Genomic DNA, 17,966 nt, shown 5'->3' on the forward strand with positions numbered 1-17,966 from the left:
ACCTTCCGAACTCCTGCCTCGTTTGTGCAGGTTGGGTGATCCCCCTCCCTACCCCATAATCCCCTAAGTTCACTTAACGAGACTCAGGCTACAGCTCGGAATGATTGCAACCAACTGAAGGAGCTTGCTTCAGAGTTCCGTTATAAAAAAAAAATCAAATGACCTGGCATTGAGCCAGGGCATTTGATACCGCTCGCCGCCGCTGGGCTCGTCTCGCCGACGGGCAGGCTCGGCACAGAATGATTCCAAAGATCGTGCCAACAACGGAGGGTGTGCACGTGCAACTTGTTGATTTAATTAGATTTTTATTTTTAAAGATACGATTTTTCTTTGACACACATATAATGTATGTGTATACTGTTTTTGTGAATCGGGGATGGGCCCTGGTTCGCACCCTAGCTAACCTATGGAGGTTTTTATGGGACTCAAAGTACTTCAGAAGTACCTCATTACTACTCAATCGGGCATTCAGTCCGTTCGAACTTATCTAGGCCGTACAGATGACGGCCGATCGCTCTTTGGCGGAGTGCGACCAAACGGAGAACGCTTCACTGCGGAACTTAAAGGTTCCGATTCTTTTGTTGTTCAGATCCGTCCTTTCGTTGAGGTGGCCGCATGAGTGTGCAAACAGCTACTCCAAGCAAGCCTAGCTTGCGTGTTGGGACTCAAGTTCGCGTTTCCAGTCATTTTGTAAAAGTACTGGTTGCACGATTCTCAAATGGCGAGTGCCATTACCGAGAAATTTTCATCTAAACCCTAGGGGCCGGCAGTGCTGGCCCCTTTTTCTAAAACCTATGGAGGTTTTTATGTTTGCTGATTCAACCGTTATTTTTGCTTATACCGTCAACGACGCCATCGAAGACGGGCTTCAGCTTGATGTTTCCGATACACCAGAGTGCAAGGAACTTGGCTTTGTTTATGGTGTGACGCTCACTCGCGCCGTTTATGAAAATTGTGTCCAGTGGACCGAAGAGGACACGCGATGCACGGGTCACGCTCAACAAGAATCTGGCCGATTGTGGGATTTGCTGCATATGGCTAAGACTCAGATTCGGTTGTTTGCAGCTCGCCAGTCAAACACCAACACATTGTCGTTTCGGCTGTTGAGAGTTCCGAAAAACCGGAACGATCACGGTCGGCTTGTCCACTTAAAACTGTCTATTGAAGCTGGGGACAATGGGAATCCTTTCATTGTCATCAGCTTTCCTCACGAAGACTAAAGCCACCGGTGCGCCTATGGGCGCACCTTTGCAGTTGTCTTCGGAGGTCAACATGCACGTACTTACGAAAACATTGGTGTCTATTCATAACCAGTTTGGTTATTCATCGATCCAATATTTTGATTGGTTTTTGGATGATTGCCTTGCGTCCTTCGGACGCAAGATTACCAACCCACCGCCAGAATCCTGTATTCCGGTGCTGTTTGAATTAGGGAAACAGTACGCCGAAATGGTTATAGAGGCCGACCCATTTAGCGATCTGTTAGGGCTCGTTTATATGGAACTTGGCAGCGAGTATGGGAAAAAACGAATGGGGCAGTTCTTTACACCGGATGCGGTATCAACGATGTGCGCCGAAATGACGGCGCCCTACTCGCTAACCGAGCCTGATCGACTTCATACTCTCTTAGAGCCCGCGAGTGGGGCTGGCAGTATGCTATTGGTCTATGTTCGGGTTTGGCTGAGTCGGTTTCATCGAGTTGATAATCTGGGCGTCTATGCCGTTGATCTGGACAGCCTATGTGCTCGAATGACGGCGTTGCAGTTGCTCAGCAACTGCTTAGTTCACCCTTATGATCTGGGTGAAATCGTGGTCTACCAGGGCAATGCCCTGGCAGACCCTGATTGTTGGTGCCGGATTGTTTTGGCCACCCTCCCCGCTCACTTTGAGCGCTCGGATGAGCGCGTATCTGCAATCACGCCTCAATTAGCAAAGGCACAAATTGATCGAGTGTCGACATCTGAAGATCAGTTAGGGCTGTTTGCTTGAAATCGTTTCAAGCGCTTGCCATGCAAGCGCTTTTTTAAAAGGAGTGCTTGTGGCGACTCAAAAGACATGCTGGCACTTACATCGTAGTGGTACGATGGGTGTTCAGTCTTCAATGGTTCACAATGCCTTAATGCTTAACCCAAACTTGTTATTGCGCTATTCCGATCCAGCTTACACCCACCCTACACATGCTGACCTTCGTTCTTTGTTGGAGTCTCAAGGGTGGGGTCGGAAAGACGTGTGTAATTTGGTCGGCGTTGCCTACAACGCAAAAAACTATCAAAGCCCAACCGTTGATAAATGGTTATCGGGTGACCCCGATGCGCCAAGCCGAATTTCATACGCGCATTGGCGCTTGTTATTGATTGAAGCTGGATTGGTGTGAGTTAAGTGCTCGTCTTAACGGGTGTGCACGTGCAACTCATTGTTTTTAAAGAAAATTTATATTTCTAATCCATAGTGCACACTGGTTTTCGCGTGAAAACCAACACCTCCAGTCTGGCAACGGCGGCGAAACGACGCCCCGAGCCGTCAAGGCTACTGCGTGACGCCTTCACGGCTTAGCCCCGCGCACAATCCCCAGGACCAGGAACCGACTGTCGGCGGACAGACGGTTTAGATCTGGTCCGTGCCGGTTGTGTCCTTCGGATCGTCTCTTTGCTTTCGTGCGTCTGCCCACCGAGCTTAACTCTTCTTCATGGTCAATCCGATTGATAATAAAAGCATGTCTTGCTATATTGTCGGTGTGCCAAAATGGCACATATAAATAGCGTTGTGCAAACAAGCAAACAAGCAAACAAGCAAACAAGCAAACAAGCAAATTAACTACTTAATTGGAATGAAGCGAACAAGCACATAAACAGGAAAGCAAAATAAGCCAACACATCGAGCTAAATAGAGATCACACAATGAACGCAACTAATGCGAATAAGGCTAAGCGTGCCCAAACCGCCCCTTCTGCTCGAAAGAGCGCTAAGAAGGTTTTGGATAGTGCGAGCACAAAACAAAAACCAGAAAACCGTCCTCGAGTGACGGCACGACTTTCTGCAGAAGACCATGAACTGGTCGAGCGGGCGGCAATGATCAAAGGGTTTTCCACCGTGAATTCGTTTGTGGTGAGCAATATGGTCGAGTTGTCGAAGGCGATTGTGGAGCGCGAAGAGCGTATTCAATTGAGCCAACGTGATGCGGAGTTGTTGATCGATGCGTTGGATCGTCCAGCCAGAGACTTGCCGAAACTGAGGAGGTTATTGAACTGATTCAGGAGGCCATAAGTGGCGATATGCGTTACCCCTTTAGATACCAATGAACATGACAGAGACAGTTTCGATTGCGGCAAGGAGCCGCTAAACAACTACTTTAAAAAGGTCGCTGGTCAAACCAATAAGCGACACATATCCCGGACCTCAGTGTTAGTAGATGATGCTTCTCCGCAAGAGGTTTTGGGTTTCGTTACCATTGTTATGGCAAAAGTTGAAACCTCTGATTTGCCAGGCAATCTTTCCAAAAAGCTTGAACACGTTACCGCGGTTCCTCTCATTGCGCGTTTGGGTGTTGATGTTAAACACCAGGGCAAGGGTGCCGGCGGGCGCTTGTTGCGTCATGCGCTTCTCGAAATGATCAAGATTAATGAGTCAATTGGCGTCCCTTTTGTTGTCGTCGACGCGAAAGACGGGGCGGAGGACTTTTATCTGAACTATGGGTTCGAGCCATTCCTGGATAGCGCAAATCGATTGTTTATAACCATGAATGATTTGCTAAGTAATTTTACTGATTCAGAGTAGAGCAGACTTAATCCTCTTTTTGGTGTGTTCATTCGATTGGACGTGATCCGGCCACCAGGCTGCGCCCCGAACTAAGTCAGCCAAGCTGACTGGATTTCGGCCTGTCGGTGGTACCCGGCGTAAAAACCCCAAATGAGCGCCTGCAGTTTTGCGGGTGCTTTTCTACTCGCCGCCCCGAGCCGTCAAGGCTACTGCGTGACGCCTTCACGGCTTCGCCCCGCGCACAATCCCCAGGACCAGGAACCGACTGACGGTTTTTGTTGATCAGAGCTGCAAGGATTCACTGAACTGAAAACTGTTACTTTTGTTTGCAAGCAGCATGCGTCGATTGATTCATATTTAATCAATAGTTAAACAACGGCGTTCTAATATTTGCAATGTTACCCTATCTAAACTGGGCTATAGTAGTGGATAAACCATATAAAGTATGGCTTTTATTAGTATTATTCCTGATAAGTATGTATACTTAGGAGTGTGGCAAGTATGCCAGATGTAAAAAAAGCAACCTTCAACCTGCCGGTTGAAGAACTCGAGGCGCTAAAAGCGTTGGCTGCGGAAGAGCATAAGTCTGTGACTGAGATTTTGCGGCGAGCGATTAAAGCGGAAATGTTTTTAACTGACACCTATAAGCAAGGCAGTAAGGTCTTAATTGAGACAAAAGACCATGAAATGCGAGAGGTGATCAGAGCATAAGGTTTTTATAGCCTATGTCATGGGATTTTACCGATGAACCGCTGACGGAGAGTGTTGGCGGTTACACCACTAAGCCTTTCTCAGCCAATGGCGATGAAACTCCTTCCGATACAACTATAGATCCTCCCTCTACTACCCCAAATAATCCTTCCGTAGAAGATCTTATGGCTTTAGGGGAAGATTTTACCTCTGAATATACTGGGGACTATGTTCCAGGACTTCGTGATACTCCGCATGATCGCGACGAGTATGAAGATAAGACTCGACGAGGTATGGCGTACTCACTTGTGGGAATATTGGCTCTGATCGTAATCGGTGTCTTTGCCTCGCTGTGGTTTGGAGGTGTTTCAGTGAAGGATGTTGCTGAGTTTGGTTTTATTTTAGGCCCCATCGTCGCGCTCGTTTCTGCAGCAACCGGTTTTTATTACGGCAGCTCCCAAACTAAATAGCGATTTATTCTGAACGTGATCCGGCCACCAGGCTTCGCCCCGAACTAAGCCAGCAGGGCTGACTGGATTTCGTCCTATCGGTGGTATCCGGCGTAAAAAACCCAAATGAGCGCCTGCAGTTCTGCAGGTGCTTTTCTATTCGCCGCCCCGAGCCGTCAAGGCTACTGCGTGACGCCTTCACGAGCTCGCCCCGCGCACAATCCCCAGGACCAGGAACCGACTGACGACTGACGCGCTCGATCCGGGTGGATCATCGAGCACTGTCCGCCGACAGACGGTTCATTATCTGGTCCGTGCCGGTTGTGTCCTTCGGATCGAAAACCCTTAAACCCTTTTGTTTTTGATGCAATCGCTTCGCGATTGGCTTGGGTTCGGCTCGCTCACCGCGAGCCGGTTGGGTTGAATCCCTGCCTGTCGTCACCGGGTAGGTCAGTCACACAGCCCCGACTTTCGAAGCCGATGTAAGAATCTGGAACCGCTGCGCGCCGGTTCAACCGCTTTCGCGGCACATCCTCAGTCGTTCCTCCCTCCGGTATTCCACGGTCAGTTGCACCGTCGCTCGATCAGCGTTTCTGGCGATCACATACGGCTAACGAAACTCGGAACTGCGATGACTACAACGACCTACCAGGAGGAACACACCATGTCTCAACAAACAATTTCTACCTTAGAAACGGCTTCAAAATCTGAAACCACGATGATTGTGAAGAGCCTGTTGGCACTGTCTGAGCAGCCAGGGGCCGGGTTGACTGATGTTGAATATGATGCGTTACACCAAGCATTCTTTAACTTTGAATCGAAGATGTTAAAGCAAAAGCGATTGGTTCGAATGTATCCGAATTGGGTGACAGCAGAGCCAAAGTAAAAAAGTAGGGATGGCGGTGCAGGTTGCTACAGATTGATGTAAAGGGGTAATTCCCCTCCCTTTAAACAAGGGATTGGATGGACAAAAAACAAGGCATGGTGTACTATGTACACCTGTCGGATTAGGGAGTATTTGTGCCGAATAAAACAGTTGCGTTCACCTTTGTCGAGACCCCGACGTTTACACGTCAGATTAAAGAACTGGCGACGGATGATGAGTTAAAGGTTTTTCAGGAGTCGATTATTGCCCAGCCGGAGCTGGGGGATGTCATTCAAGGAACCGGCGGACTTCGGAAAGCCCGGATGGCCATAAATGGGGCAGGCAAGAGTGGGAGCTTACGGGTTATTTATCTTCTGATAGCTGAAGATAAGGTTTATTTAATACTGGCATACCCAAAAAGCACCAAAGACAGCTTAACTAAGGCTGAGAAGAATGAGCTCAAAAAGCTGTCACAAGCGTTAAAGAGCAGCCATCAAGGCGGAGGTAGATCATGAGTATTTTTAATGAACTCAAGAATTCATTGAATGAAGCCATTGAAATTGAACAGGGTAAAACTGAACCCGGTAATGTTACTGAGTTTAAAGTTGCGGATGTCAGTGCTATCCGGAGCCAGCTGAATGTTTCACAAAAAGCATTTGCTGACGCGCTTGGTACCAGCGTGGATACTATTAAGAGCTGGGAAAGTAAGCGTCGAAATCCAACCGGTATCGCGGCGAAGGTACTGGCGAGCATTCAGGATGACCCCTCAATCTTTAAAACCTTAGCGTCTCACTGAATTTCCATGGTTAGGTGGCGAAGCATTGGCGGGGCTCGTAATGACAATTCACAAGCTTGTACGGAAACCGGTCCGCGAACTAATGAACAGCGGGTATTGGGTAAAGTCTGACTATCAAAAGGTAAAGGTTGTCACGGTTCATAATATTCCTAAACGTGATTTAAAAGCCGTTGTTCAGGCGTACCGTGCTTCGGGAGCTCAAGTGAAAACCGAAAGTGAGGCAGGGCGTGACAACGAGTATTGCGTTACCGCGATCAGCGGCTAACGGCCAGAACACTTCCTAAGCCAGCTTATAGCTGGCTTTTTTTTGCCCGGATATATTGCGAGCCATTCAAAATAGAGCCGTTTGTATTGAGTTCGGTCTATCAAGAGTACTTTTCGTCCAATCGTTTCTGATTTTTCAGACTTACTTCTAAAAAAAACCGAGTAAAATAGTGTAGGCTTCGGTTCTATTTTCTAGTATTGAGCTATATAATAAGCGTTAAGTTACTAAAGGAATCTTTATGGCGGCTCGAACTTCGCGACTCAAGCGTCAGACTGGAGGGACATTTCGGTTAACGCGACGGGATCAATCCTTCTTGCAGGATCTCGCGAAAGTGCGTGTTATCGCCGTAGAAGACGCTGATCGCTTTCATTACTCGGACAATAAATCGGGCGCCAGAAAACGGTTGGATCAGTTAACGAAACAGGGATTGCTTCAGGTGGTGGAATACCAGTCTCCAGGTAAGGGTGCGCAGCGGGCGTATACCTTCGCCGATCAGAAAATTGCGAGAGCGTATAAGTCCGGCTTGCCCTCATTGGGGCGCCGAAATGCTTTCCACGAGGTTTTAACCAGCCGGATGTACTTTGCGGAAGGCCGACCCGACAGCTGGAAACTGGAAGCGGATATGAGTCGTGATGAGGCCAATCTGTTTCGACAGGAAGGTCAATCGATGAGTGATGTGGCTAAGCCGGATGCCATGTATGTCGATGGAACCGGTCAGCTGGTAGCCGTTGAGGCAGACTCAGGGCAGTACAACAAAACTCAAATTCAACGAAAAATCGACGCCTGGCAAGGCATTAAACAAGTCTGGGGACAACCCGCAAAGCGCAACAGCGCGATCGAAAATTACTCCGATGTGACGGTTCACCGTTACTAAATAATAAAAGGTGAAAAGATGAAGGCTGAAATCATTGCAGTAGGGAATCAAAAGGGCGGTTGTGGCAAAACATCGTCGATCATGAACTTTTCTCGATTGAGTGTATTGGATGGGAAAAAGACATTGTTGATCGATCTTGACCCGAACGAATCAGCCACCATTGCGAGTGATGTTCTGTCCGGATTGCTTCCGACCATAATCGAAGAAAAGAACGTTTGTAACCTGTTCAAACAGGACCCGCCTGATCCTTCCAGTCTGATCGTAGAGACGAAAGATGGCTATGACATGATCATTGGTTCGATGGATCTGGTGGTGGCCGATCAGTTTCTAATGAACGAAAGCGAAGCGTCTAAATACTTGATTGATCTTTTATACGATGACGAAGCGCTTAATCAATACGATCGTATTTTCATTGATACCGGTGGTCGCGTGGGCCCAATGTTGACCGCGGCGATCGTCGCCGCTGATAAGGTGATCACCCCGAGCAAGGCATCGATGTATGACACGCCTCAAACGAAGCGTTTCCCGGCGTTCGTCGAAAAGTGCGCCAAGATCAAAGCCCGAGACCGTCTGTACATGGATCGTCCGGTTGAGCTGGTGAAGGTCTTCTTTAACGAAGTCTCAGAACGAGCGGCGACGACGTCAGATGTCATTGTGGAGTTTATGCAGGAATTTGACCTTCCGGGCGCTGTCTCTGAAACGTTCGTGCCGTTTTCTAATGAAATGAAGCGCGGGCAGGCTTTCAATCAAACGATCGTTGATTGGCGACCAAAGAGTGCACCGGCCCAGGCCTACGTGAAGATCTATAACGAGGTCTTTAACAGTAATTTCACGTTAGAAGGAGCTAACAATGGCTAAAAAACTCGATATGGGCGCAATCCTCAAAGCAAAGCAATCCCAAGAGGAAGCGCGAAAACCCAAAGCGGAGCCCAAGGCTCCTGAGCCAGCCGCCGAAGATAGCAAGGGTTATAACCCCAATGCCTTGGCCAATACGGTTGCCGACGAGCCAAAAGCGATCGCGTCTGAAGGTCGTGACCGTATGGCGAAGATCGTTGATATCCGGAAGATCAATATTTCGTCGCAGGTACGAGGATTCGTGGCAGGATCGGACAAACCGATCACACAGGAGCGAATCGAAGAGCTGGCCGAGTTGATTCAGAAGGATAGTCACGATTGCAAGATCAAATATCCCATTGTGATCGACAAGTGGGAAGGGCAAGACACTGTCTGGGACGGCGAGACTCGAGTACGGGCTTGTCTGTACCTGGCGGAAAAACTCAATGACGAGTCGATCTATTTTCAGCCCGCTCGATATGACTCTGAAACGGGCGGAAAGGATCAGTTTGAACGCTTTCTGTCTCAAGCCAGCATGAATGGTTCTGGCAAGGACATCGATTTGCGTACCAAATTGGCGTTGATTGTCGAGGCGAAAAATCGGGGGTATTCCGATAACAAGATTGCACAGCAGCTGGGTGTTAATCGAACGACTGTACTGCGAATCGGAAAGATTGACACGTTCCCCGAAGAAATCCAGGAAATGATATTCAGCGGGGATCTGCCTTATACCGGACGAGTGCTGGAGAAGGCACTGAAAGAAGCACAGGCTGTCTCTAAGCCAAAACCAGAGACCGCAAAGGCTAAGCCAGAGACTTCCGATTATACGCCTGGTGAAACGTCAACGACACCGACTGCCGACCCTGCAAATGACAATCAGACCGATGTGCCCGAGACCAAGAAAGAGGCACCTAAACCGTCCAAGGAAGAAACAAAGGCCAAGGTTAAAGCGGCTTTGAAGAAGCCAGAAACGGTTTCTGTCTCCAAAGAATCCTTGGAAAGCCTGGTCGCGTTGGTTTGCCTATTGGCCGATAAACAGGGCGTAGAGGTTGATCAGCCAGACTACGGCAGTAAGGCGGAGTTGAAGAAGTTTGCCGACAACGCCCAGGAGTTGATTAACAACATAGAGAAATCATAGAGCACCCATGAATAACGCAAGGACGGAAGAAGTTCTCATATTATTGAAGCGGGTTAGATTTATTACTTACAAGCAACTGGCTCAGTACTTCGGTATCAGCCAGAAAAATGCCAACAAACACATTAACTCGATGTGTGAGCAGAAGCTGCTTGAGCCCGTTCCAGGAGCCCGGCCGAGTGCATTCAGGATGAGCACGAAGGCCGCTACCGCCGCCAATGTGGAATACATGCGCAAATGGCGATCACCTGCTGCGGTGCACCAATACCTCATGCGTAATGAGTTTGAGCTCACCATGCGTCAGCGCTGGCCGGATTTTCAAATGCTAACGGCTGGTCAGGTGAAAAGTCGTGGTCTCAATCTCGCCAAGGCCGAATGGCCCGCTCGATTTACCGATGACCAGGGTCAGGTACATTTAGCGTTGGTATTGATCGATGACTATATGATGCACGTGGACCGGTTGCGTCATGCATTGATCCGTAAGCATGAAACCAAGAATAACGATGCGTATATGGCCGCATTCCGAGCAGGGAAAATCGACCGGATACCGCGCTGGGATAAGTATGTGTCTTGGTTGTTTGTGGTGACTACGTTCGAAAGCCGTGTTGATCAGTTCAAAAGTGAAGCGTCCAAGCTCTGGACGAAGACGACCAAAAAGATCTTCATTAATGGCAAGCATGAGACCGTCAATCTCGAAATGCCCGATCGGGTCAATATTGAGGTACAAAGCCTGAAACCTATTTGGAGGATTGCCTAATGTACAAGCCGGCATTCCAGATTCTTATGGGTTTCTGGGCCCTGATCATGGTTGCAAACTTCAGTGTTCTGGGCGTGGTCCATTGGGCTTTTTATTTTGGAACATTTGCATCGCTGTTGTTGGCGTTCTTCCTGTTTTATCTGGCGGTGACGTCCGGATCGGAGATGACCGACACCTCTCAAATGATTGGCGCGCATATGGGGGTTGCCGAAGATCTTGAAAACCCAACTAAAGGAAAAACCCGGAAGTTTATGCTCCAGGATAAGGTGATGAACCTTGGTCTGTTGATTGTTGGAGCCCCCGGTGCCGGTAAAACGTTCGCAATGGTCTACCTGATTTACTATTTGGTGGTAGTGCAACCGAGGCAGTACGCCGAAGCGAAGCAGGGTAAGCGACGGTTCTGGCAAAAGAAAAAGTCATTGGAAATCAAACCTGCTGGTTATCTGTATAACGAAGGGAAGGGCGATTTAGACATTTACCGGTATTTGAAAGCTGCAGGAGCAGAGCCGGATCTGTTCTTTTCCAGTGAACTGCCGCATTCCGAAACCATGAACATGTTCGCCGGCGATATGCTCGATGCCATCGATCGTTGGGATCGTATTCTGATTGATCAGAATGGTAATCCCTACTATATCGGTGCTCAACGCAAAGCCTTAAAAGCTGCCATTCCCTTGTTGAAGGAGATTGGTCGACTGTCAGGCAAAGCCGTGACTCTGCGGGATTTGTTTGTACTGTTTCGTCACAGAGAAGCTCCGATCGCAGCCTTGGATTTGGCTCGATCTCTCCAGGTGTCTCCGAACGTAATTTCGATCGCGGATGATTTCTTCAGTGAGGACTACGACAAACGGCAAGAACTCATTGATGGCATGTTAAACCGGTTGTTTGTGTTTGTTTATGGTGATCACACTAATCGGATTAATGCGACCTCACCGACGATCAACCTTGAGTTTGCCGTTGAGAACAGCCTGAAGGTCTATAACCATTTGCCACTGTCTCAGTACGCAAAAGACCTGGCGTTTGTCATCTGTGAAGAGCTCGCGACGATTGCTCGTAAACGGCAGAGTTCATCCGAGGATCGCCATTCATACAACCTGTTTATGGATGATTGGGGCGGTTTCTTCTACGAAGGTTTCGGTACCGTGACGTCGCGGGTTCGTGCCGTGAACATGCCGATCCACTTTGCCTTTCAGTCAAAAGGTCAGATGGACACTATCGATCCCAGTTTCGCAAACATCATTGACGATACCGTGAGTACGAAAGTCTTCCTCCGAATTGCCGGTTTGGCGACTCGTAAGTGGGCGTCGGAAATGATGGGAACCTACGAAGACGTCAGCTACAACGTCTCAGATAAAGCCGAGGATGGTTTGGATGGTTCAAACATGGGTGTCATGGAGCGTCCACGAGTCCGCCCTGAAGACTTCCGACGGTTGCACGATGGCCAAGCCATAATCCAAACCCTGCTGAAAAAGGATAAAGGACTCATCGAGGCATTGGATGTGAAGGTTCGCTTCCCGTTGGCTCCGGAAAATGAAGATGCTAAAGCCATCGGTTGGCCAATCATTGAGCCGACAGAGCAGGCCCCTGGACTGGGGTATTGGGACGAATACATGAGCGATGACCTGATTTCTGACGACATGATCGAATGTCAGAAAGGAGCGTTGAAGCCGATTAAACAAGCCGATCCAGAATCCGGTTTGTCAGGTGCGGAGCCGGTGCAAGCAATGCAGTCTGTGGCGCCGAAAGTGGGCGTTGAAGCCGCCTTTGATGACGATGAGGAACTCTTCGGATGATCAGGACTTGGTTCAACCTTCGTTATGCCATGTGGTTCCCGGTGGTGTGGTTTTTCATGCTGGCGCCGTTTGTGATTCCCGTGGTTCCAGAATCAGTATCTCAATATTCTGCTATCGACTTGAACTGGTCGCTGGGCGGTCAAATGCGAGATTGGTTGCTGAACACCATGGTATTGCCTTATTTGCCGAGGGAGTGGTCGTTTGGCTTGGTTCAGTGGTGGTATAGCGCGAATTACTTACAGGAGCTGGGGTTGATGGTACTGGTGTCGTTAAACCTGTTCATCCCAGTGTCATTTGTTTTGTTCTGGTTGATCTCAGGTTATATGGCCCTGGTTAACTGGTTCAACAAGAGCCGTGTCGATGCTGAGCGCAGCATTGCTCGTCATTAGTTTTCTAAAGGAGAAAAAACCAATGAAATTACGTCAAATTATATCGAGCTTTATCGTTGCTTTGTCGCTGGCATTTGCAGTGGTGCCTGCGGTAAGTGCGGATATTCAGATTGTTGGATCGGATGGGAAGGCCGTTCAAGCTGATGTGGACGAAGATAAGATCAATGCCGGCGTAGGAAAAGTCGTCTTTTGGGGCGGGATTATTTTCGGGGGAGTTGTCACGATTGGTTTGGTGATTTGTGGCATCGCGATGGCGATGGGTAAACGCCAGTTTGTTCAGGAGCATATGGTCAACATCATCGGGGCAATCCTATTGTTCGCTTTTGGTGGAGGGGCCGCCGCATCAATTATCGCTGCCGTTTCCTAATGTACAGCTTTAATCAGCGCTTTCGACCGCCTCAGTGGTTTGGGCTACCGGCTTACACGCTATTTGGGTGCATCGCCCTGGTATTAGCCCTGGTCTTTGTGGTTTACCTCATGGTAATCGCGGGACTTTGGGGAGTGCTCGCTGCGCCGATGTTAGCGTTTCCGTTCTGGCTGATTCGCTATGGATTAAAAATCGACAAGATCTATTTCATCCAATATGCGATGAGCCAGGGCCGGCAAGATCAAAACACTCGAACACTTGGATTTAAGGAATAATCCGAAATGAAGAAATACAGCGACCTCTACAGTTGGCGTTATCCGGTCGATGAGTATTGCATTGGTCACCATGATGGCGTGGTGAGTATTGCGATCGGTTGGGAAGGTTACCGGTTTGAAATGCTTTCTGACGATCAGAAAATCGCAGAAGCGTTTAACTTGTATCAACTGTTGAGCCGCTTGAATACCGAGTGGGTGGTTGAGTTTCATCTGTTCCGGGAATATGACCACCGTCTTGCCGAGAAGTATCTGGCGAAATCTGGCCAGTTCCAGAGAGCTCATGAGTTTGGTGGTTTTTTACGTGAGCAGATGGCGCACCATGTCGCCGCTTATGGCATGACCAACACACCCTGCATCATTGTCACCACGAAGCCTCAGATCCCTGCCATGGCGCTGTTTAAGCCGAAGCTCGACTTTGAGCAGCAAGCACGCAGGGCAGAGACACTGCGGAGCGATTTGGAAGATTTTCTTAGGTTCTTACCCAAAGCTCATTTTCTGGGTGTCGATGACTATTGGGATGTCTTGGTGCGTTCCAGCGATCGGGATCGACACCGGACGCAAGGGCATCTGAACTTTGACGGCCGATTTCATATTAATGATGTCGTAGCCGCCACAAAGCCCGAGTGGACTGGACAATTCTTAAAGCTGGGCGAAACCTATACTTGGGTTGGTCTGCTCGATATCTACCCGACTCAGATTCAGTATCCAGGTTGGGTTGAACCCATATTTGGCATGAGCGGTTGCGAGTTTCATTGCTCTCAAATCGTGAAGGGGACCAATACCAACTCTAAGATCACCAAATCCGCTGACGAGTTTGCCAAAGAGAAAGAGGCGTTGGGCCAGCGCGGGGCGGATTTCGCTCGTGGCAAATTACAGGGCAACCGGGATTTCCGCCAGTATGTCACGGATAACGATCTCGCTATTGTCGAAAATGCGTGGGTTTTGCATATCCATTCGCTGGACGAAACCGACTTAAAGAACACGATCCACGCCATCAATACGCAAATAGAGAGTCAGGGTGGGCGGTTTCAGTCCAATCGAGACCTCTCATATGCTTTCTGGCGCGTCGCACAACCAGGGCAAGGCTATCAAAGTCGATTCTTTCGGGATGATGCCCATGACCTGGTCGTTAATATGTGCCCCGTGACGACTTTTGATCAAGGTGTTGAACCTGAGTTGCTGCGTTTGACCGCACAGAATCAACTGGTGGGGTTGGGGAATATTCCGGACGCTGCTAACCATGGTTTCAAAGCTGCGAAAACCCGGTCTGGTAAAGGTGTTGAGGACGTCGCCGAGATCGCTGAAACCTATCCGCTGGGGGTTAATCACTACATCGCTGAAGTGGGTCCGTCGCACAAATGGATAGTCGAGGCCTTTGGCGGAGATTATCTGGAGATTGACCCTGAAAACATGGTGATCAATCCGTTCCCGAACTATTCGGAAGCTGTGTACTTTGATGAAGATAATGATCGCCCACTGCCCACATTGATGGTCAGTACCATGATGACATCGCTGGCGTTCGTTTTGACCAATGGTGTGAAGACGTTTGAGGCGCTTGGGCCGGATGGCCAGCATATAAAAACTCGCGCCGATATCGCCTTACAGGCGCTCTACAGTGTGGCTATTCAGTCCGGCAAGCCAGGGGACGAAGCGCCGACGTTTGTTGATTACTTTGAAATCATTCATGCACTGTTGGACCAAGCGAAGGCGCAGGAAGATGAGCAAGACATCCATTGTTACGCGTTCCTGTATAAAAACCTTGAGTCATTTTTGAACAGCTCTGCAGGCCGGATCTATGACGGTAGTCGCAAGCAAATGAATCTCAATGGCTCATTAGTCGGGGTCGATTTCTATCCCTTAACCAAAACAGGCGACTCATACCTGTCCAACCTCTATCTGACCTCAACACTACTGCGTACGTCACAACTGGCCATGTCTGAATCAGCGCCGGCATTTTTGCGGCTGGATGAGCTACACGAGTTTTCGCGCATGGACCCGGAGCAAGTCTCCATTCTGTGTAATCAGATTGCACGAATGGGCGGTAAGGCTAACGCCTACCTGATGTTGATTTCCCAGGCGCTGGGCGATATCGATTTAACAGAAGGTGTTACCCAGTCCATGTTACACAAAGAGCTTTTGTACATGGAAAGCGGTCATCAAGAGATTACGAGAGTTTATGACATCCCACAAAAGGCCATTGACGTCTGGCGGAGCTTCCCAGATCCGAAGGCCGCAGGGCTCGACTACCGTCAGGCGGTCCGATTCCTGGGAGATAACCGGTTTTTCAATCTTCATTTGACGTTTCCGCAGGTGTTGCTGGACCTGGCAGACACCTCAAGAGCGTCGCTCGATTTAAAGGATGAAATCGAGAAAATCACAAGCGATCCGTGGGAACGCTTACGTTTATTCAGAGAAAAAAAGGAACAGCATCATGCGTAAAACCCTCTTTTCCTCGATCTGTTTTTGTTGTTCTGCGGTAATGGCAGAGCCCCTGACCGGCATGGCTGAAGTCGCGAAACTGACGGAAATGATCACCACACTCAACAAACAGCTCACGGAGCTGAAAGACATGACCGACCTGCAGAAACAACTGTCTGAAATGGAACAGTTAGATTTGGTCAGGGAAGTCTCAGCGACCGGCGAGGCCATGTCTGACCTGGCCAACGCGTTGCAAGAAACCAGTCAGCTTACCCAAGACATTTACGGCAATATTGTTGGCGTTAACGATCAAATCAGTACCGTGCTGTATGACATTGAAACCTATGCAGGCGGGTTCAGTGGGTACTTTAACCCTCAAGGATCAGGATTCAGTCGTGTTGATGAGGTTTTGGCGGACTTAAACGAAATCTCCAGTCACTTAGGCGCGCTGGACGATCAATATTGGACTGGATCTCCGGTTTTTGAGGTTCAGCCGAACACGGTACCGGGTGTAAATGAGGTGGTTGGTCGATCCAATGCACTTGCGGATGACCTGTCGACCACGACCGACTTGGATAATGCGATTCAGCAAACAACCCGAAAAATCGTAGATGAAGGCATGTCTGCTGATGACGCACAGCGGTTGTCAGCCGAGCAGCTCAACCTAATTGCATTGCTGTTGACCCGCGATGCTTATCGGCAGATTGCCGATGATTCGGCAAGACTCAATGAACAGTCGGATCGCGAGAAGCAACGGCAAGACGAGCGGGACTACTTTCGGTCCATGTACGTTAATCCCTACCTGATCGACGGGGAGGGGGACTGATGATTGCTGAGAACTCCGCTCAGTTGTGGTTTTTGGTCAGAGAGGCCTTGTCACCTGATTACCTGTATCAGTATGCCTTCCAGGGCGCCGTGGGTATGTCGGTGCTTGCGCCCGTCCTCTTCGGTCTGAGCATCGCGATGCGCTCTGGGACGAGTCTGTTTGCTTCGCTCAAGGGTGATACCGGGGATGTCCGTAAAGCGTGGTTGCAGCTCATTGTCGTTGCTTTCGCGTATGGTCTTTATCTCACGCTGGGTTACGCGTTTTTATCGATTGTGGTCGATGTGTGGCGTTCCTTTGGGTCTTTTTCCAATGGCAGTCGTTCCATTGAAGCGATTTTCTTTGATGCCTTTGCCCATGCTGAGCAGCAGGATTCATCGTTGTGGGATATGGCCAAAGAGGGCGCATCATTCTTTATTTTTATAGGCGCCGAGATCTTCCGTATTGGTTACACGATGATTTCGATGTTTCTGAGCTACGCCCATGCCATTTTGTTCGCTGTTCTCTTTATGACTGGCCCCATCGTTATTCCGTTGAGCATGATCAAACAGTTCGACTTCACTAAAGGTTGGGCGACCGGCTGGAAGGTCGTAATCTTTTGGCCGATTTTTGAGGTGATGTTACGGACTTTGACACAGATTCCGTTCATGGAAGTTGCGTCGGTCATCGAAAATTCCACCGCATCAGGTGGCAGTATGAAAATCATCATCTTTACCTCGATGATCATCATATATGGGTTGGCTGGCGCTATAGCGGTCATGGTGCCGTTTTTCACCAATGCATTGGTGACGGGTGCAGGTATCGTTGCATCTGCTGTCGCACCAATGGTCGGTGGCGCCATTGCGGCTACTGGGATGCTGGGCAGTGCTATGAAACAGGGCGCGACCAGCGGAGGTGGCGCGCTTAAATCAGCGGCTGGCGCCGCCGTGCCGGCGTCCGCTGCGGCACTCGCATCAAGCATCAACCAGCAAGGGCCGAGCATCTTGAAAAATACCGTGGCGAACTCGCAGTTCGGTAAGCAGATGGGTCAGCTCGGTAAAGATCTTAAGGCATCTGTCGCACCGGTGACCAAACCGTTGGCTGGGGCGACAAAGGCAACGGCGGATGCGGTGGGTCGCGGTGTTGGGTTGGATACCGAACAGGTGGCCTCTGACATCAAAAGCCTATCCACAAATTCTGGCACTGACGTTAAGTCGCCGTCTGGCGGTAAAAAACAATCGAGCAGCCGTCCATCACCGCGCACCTCTGGATCGACGTCCCGGCCTGCCAAGGCCGCTGCAATGTCTACGGCAACATCCAGTATTGCCGAGCCGGACGGTGAGAGCAGTATGACCTCTAAAACGTCAGAGGTTTCGAAGGCGAGCGACACCGCCCAGGAAATGTCTAAGCCGAAACCCAAACCAAAGCCCAAAAGTAAGGCAGCGGCTCAGGCTAAGCGCGGCGCAATCGTTAACCAGGTTAAAAAGGCTAAGAAGGACTGAAGG

At 49.4% G+C, this 17,966-nt stretch carries 21 protein-coding genes; all 21 read left to right on the forward strand.

What is annotated here, in order from left to right:
* Nucleotides 1–418 precede the first annotated feature (418 nt).
* The 21 genes from MED297_RS00005 to MED297_RS00115 all read left to right on the forward strand — a co-directional run bounded on the left by MED297_RS00005 (nt 419) and on the right by MED297_RS00115 (nt 17,963).
* Nucleotides 419–619 (forward strand): hypothetical protein, encoded by a 201-nt coding sequence (locus MED297_RS00005; RefSeq protein ID WP_040556334.1) that lies wholly within the window; start codon nt 419–421, stop codon nt 617–619.
* Nucleotides 620–806: 187 nt separating this feature from the next.
* Entirely contained in the window at nt 807–1,220 is a 414-nt protein-coding gene (locus tag MED297_RS00010) for a DUF6573 family protein (protein ID WP_040556335.1), read from the forward strand.
* Nucleotides 1,221–1,272: 52 nt separating this feature from the next.
* Nucleotides 1,273–1,989 carry an N-6 DNA methylase gene (locus MED297_RS20900; RefSeq protein ID WP_161599248.1) on the forward strand — a complete coding sequence of 239 codons (717 nt, stop codon included), beginning with the start codon at nt 1,273–1,275 and terminating at the stop codon, nt 1,987–1,989.
* Between the two features lie 49 nt (nt 1,990–2,038).
* Complete coding sequence (locus MED297_RS00020) at nt 2,039–2,374, forward strand: hypothetical protein (protein WP_154650793.1); 336 nt, start codon at nt 2,039–2,041, stop codon at nt 2,372–2,374.
* Nucleotides 2,375–2,897: 523 nt separating this feature from the next.
* Nucleotides 2,898–3,248, forward strand: a complete 351-nt coding sequence (locus tag MED297_RS00025; protein WP_008041190.1) for a type II toxin-antitoxin system TacA family antitoxin — start codon at nt 2,898–2,900, stop codon at nt 3,246–3,248.
* A gap of 15 nt (nt 3,249–3,263) precedes the next feature.
* Complete coding sequence (locus MED297_RS00030; RefSeq protein ID WP_050762832.1) at nt 3,264–3,773, forward strand: GNAT family N-acetyltransferase; 510 nt, start codon at nt 3,264–3,266, stop codon at nt 3,771–3,773.
* A gap of 483 nt (nt 3,774–4,256) precedes the next feature.
* Nucleotides 4,257–4,466, forward strand: coding sequence for a ribbon-helix-helix protein, CopG family (locus MED297_RS00035; protein ID WP_008041193.1), 210 nt, complete (start codon nt 4,257–4,259; stop codon nt 4,464–4,466).
* A 14-nt stretch (nt 4,467–4,480) separates the two neighbouring features.
* On the forward strand, nt 4,481–4,915 hold the full coding sequence (locus MED297_RS20905; protein ID WP_008041194.1) for a hypothetical protein: 435 nt from the start codon (nt 4,481–4,483) through the stop codon (nt 4,913–4,915).
* Between the two features lie 643 nt (nt 4,916–5,558).
* Nucleotides 5,559–5,780 carry a hypothetical protein gene (locus MED297_RS00045; protein WP_154650794.1) on the forward strand — a complete coding sequence of 74 codons (222 nt, stop codon included), beginning with the start codon at nt 5,559–5,561 and terminating at the stop codon, nt 5,778–5,780.
* Nucleotides 5,781–5,914: 134 nt separating this feature from the next.
* Nucleotides 5,915–6,274 (forward strand): type II toxin-antitoxin system RelE/ParE family toxin, encoded by a 360-nt coding sequence (locus MED297_RS00050; RefSeq protein ID WP_008041197.1) that lies wholly within the window; start codon nt 5,915–5,917, stop codon nt 6,272–6,274.
* Nucleotides 6,271–6,555, forward strand: coding sequence for a NadS family protein (gene nadS, locus MED297_RS00055; RefSeq protein WP_008041199.1), 285 nt, complete (start codon nt 6,271–6,273; stop codon nt 6,553–6,555). Before MED297_RS00050 ends, nadS begins: the two co-directional genes overlap by 4 nt.
* 503 nt (nt 6,556–7,058) lie before the next feature.
* The gene (locus MED297_RS00065; protein WP_008041202.1) at nt 7,059–7,694 is read left to right on the forward strand and encodes a replication-relaxation family protein; all 636 of its coding nucleotides are present in this window, start codon (nt 7,059–7,061) and stop codon (nt 7,692–7,694) included.
* Between the two features lie 18 nt (nt 7,695–7,712).
* Complete coding sequence (locus MED297_RS00070; RefSeq protein WP_008041203.1) at nt 7,713–8,552, forward strand: ParA family protein; 840 nt, start codon at nt 7,713–7,715, stop codon at nt 8,550–8,552.
* Entirely contained in the window at nt 8,545–9,666 is a 1,122-nt protein-coding gene (locus tag MED297_RS00075; protein ID WP_008041205.1) for a hypothetical protein, read from the forward strand. The genes MED297_RS00070 and MED297_RS00075 overlap by 8 nt, the downstream gene beginning before the upstream one ends.
* Before the next feature lie 7 nt (nt 9,667–9,673).
* Nucleotides 9,674–10,420: a MarR family transcriptional regulator gene (locus MED297_RS00080; RefSeq protein ID WP_008041206.1), complete on the forward strand. Its 747-nt coding sequence runs from the start codon at nt 9,674–9,676 to the stop codon at nt 10,418–10,420.
* Nucleotides 10,420–12,210 (forward strand): TraM recognition domain-containing protein, encoded by a 1,791-nt coding sequence (locus tag MED297_RS00085; RefSeq protein WP_008041208.1) that lies wholly within the window; start codon nt 10,420–10,422, stop codon nt 12,208–12,210. The genes MED297_RS00080 and MED297_RS00085 overlap by 1 nt, the downstream gene beginning before the upstream one ends.
* Nucleotides 12,207–12,599, forward strand: a complete 393-nt coding sequence (locus MED297_RS00090; RefSeq protein ID WP_008041210.1) for a hypothetical protein — start codon at nt 12,207–12,209, stop codon at nt 12,597–12,599. The genes MED297_RS00085 and MED297_RS00090 overlap by 4 nt, the downstream gene beginning before the upstream one ends.
* On the forward strand, nt 12,571–12,966 hold the full coding sequence (locus MED297_RS00095; protein WP_008041213.1) for a hypothetical protein: 396 nt from the start codon (nt 12,571–12,573) through the stop codon (nt 12,964–12,966). Before MED297_RS00090 ends, MED297_RS00095 begins: the two co-directional genes overlap by 29 nt.
* A gap of 281 nt (nt 12,967–13,247) precedes the next feature.
* The gene (locus tag MED297_RS00105) at nt 13,248–15,680 is read left to right on the forward strand and encodes a hypothetical protein (RefSeq protein ID WP_008041217.1); all 2,433 of its coding nucleotides are present in this window, start codon (nt 13,248–13,250) and stop codon (nt 15,678–15,680) included.
* Nucleotides 15,673–16,485: a hypothetical protein gene (locus tag MED297_RS00110; protein WP_008041219.1), complete on the forward strand. Its 813-nt coding sequence runs from the start codon at nt 15,673–15,675 to the stop codon at nt 16,483–16,485. Before MED297_RS00105 ends, MED297_RS00110 begins: the two co-directional genes overlap by 8 nt.
* On the forward strand, nt 16,485–17,963 hold the full coding sequence (locus tag MED297_RS00115) for a hypothetical protein (RefSeq protein WP_008041221.1): 1,479 nt from the start codon (nt 16,485–16,487) through the stop codon (nt 17,961–17,963). The genes MED297_RS00110 and MED297_RS00115 overlap by 1 nt, the downstream gene beginning before the upstream one ends.
* Nucleotides 17,964–17,966: the final 3 nt, after the last annotated feature.

The sequence above is a fragment of the Reinekea blandensis MED297 genome, from assembly GCF_000153185.1.
GTDB lineage: Bacteria > Pseudomonadota > Gammaproteobacteria > Pseudomonadales > Natronospirillaceae > Reinekea > Reinekea blandensis.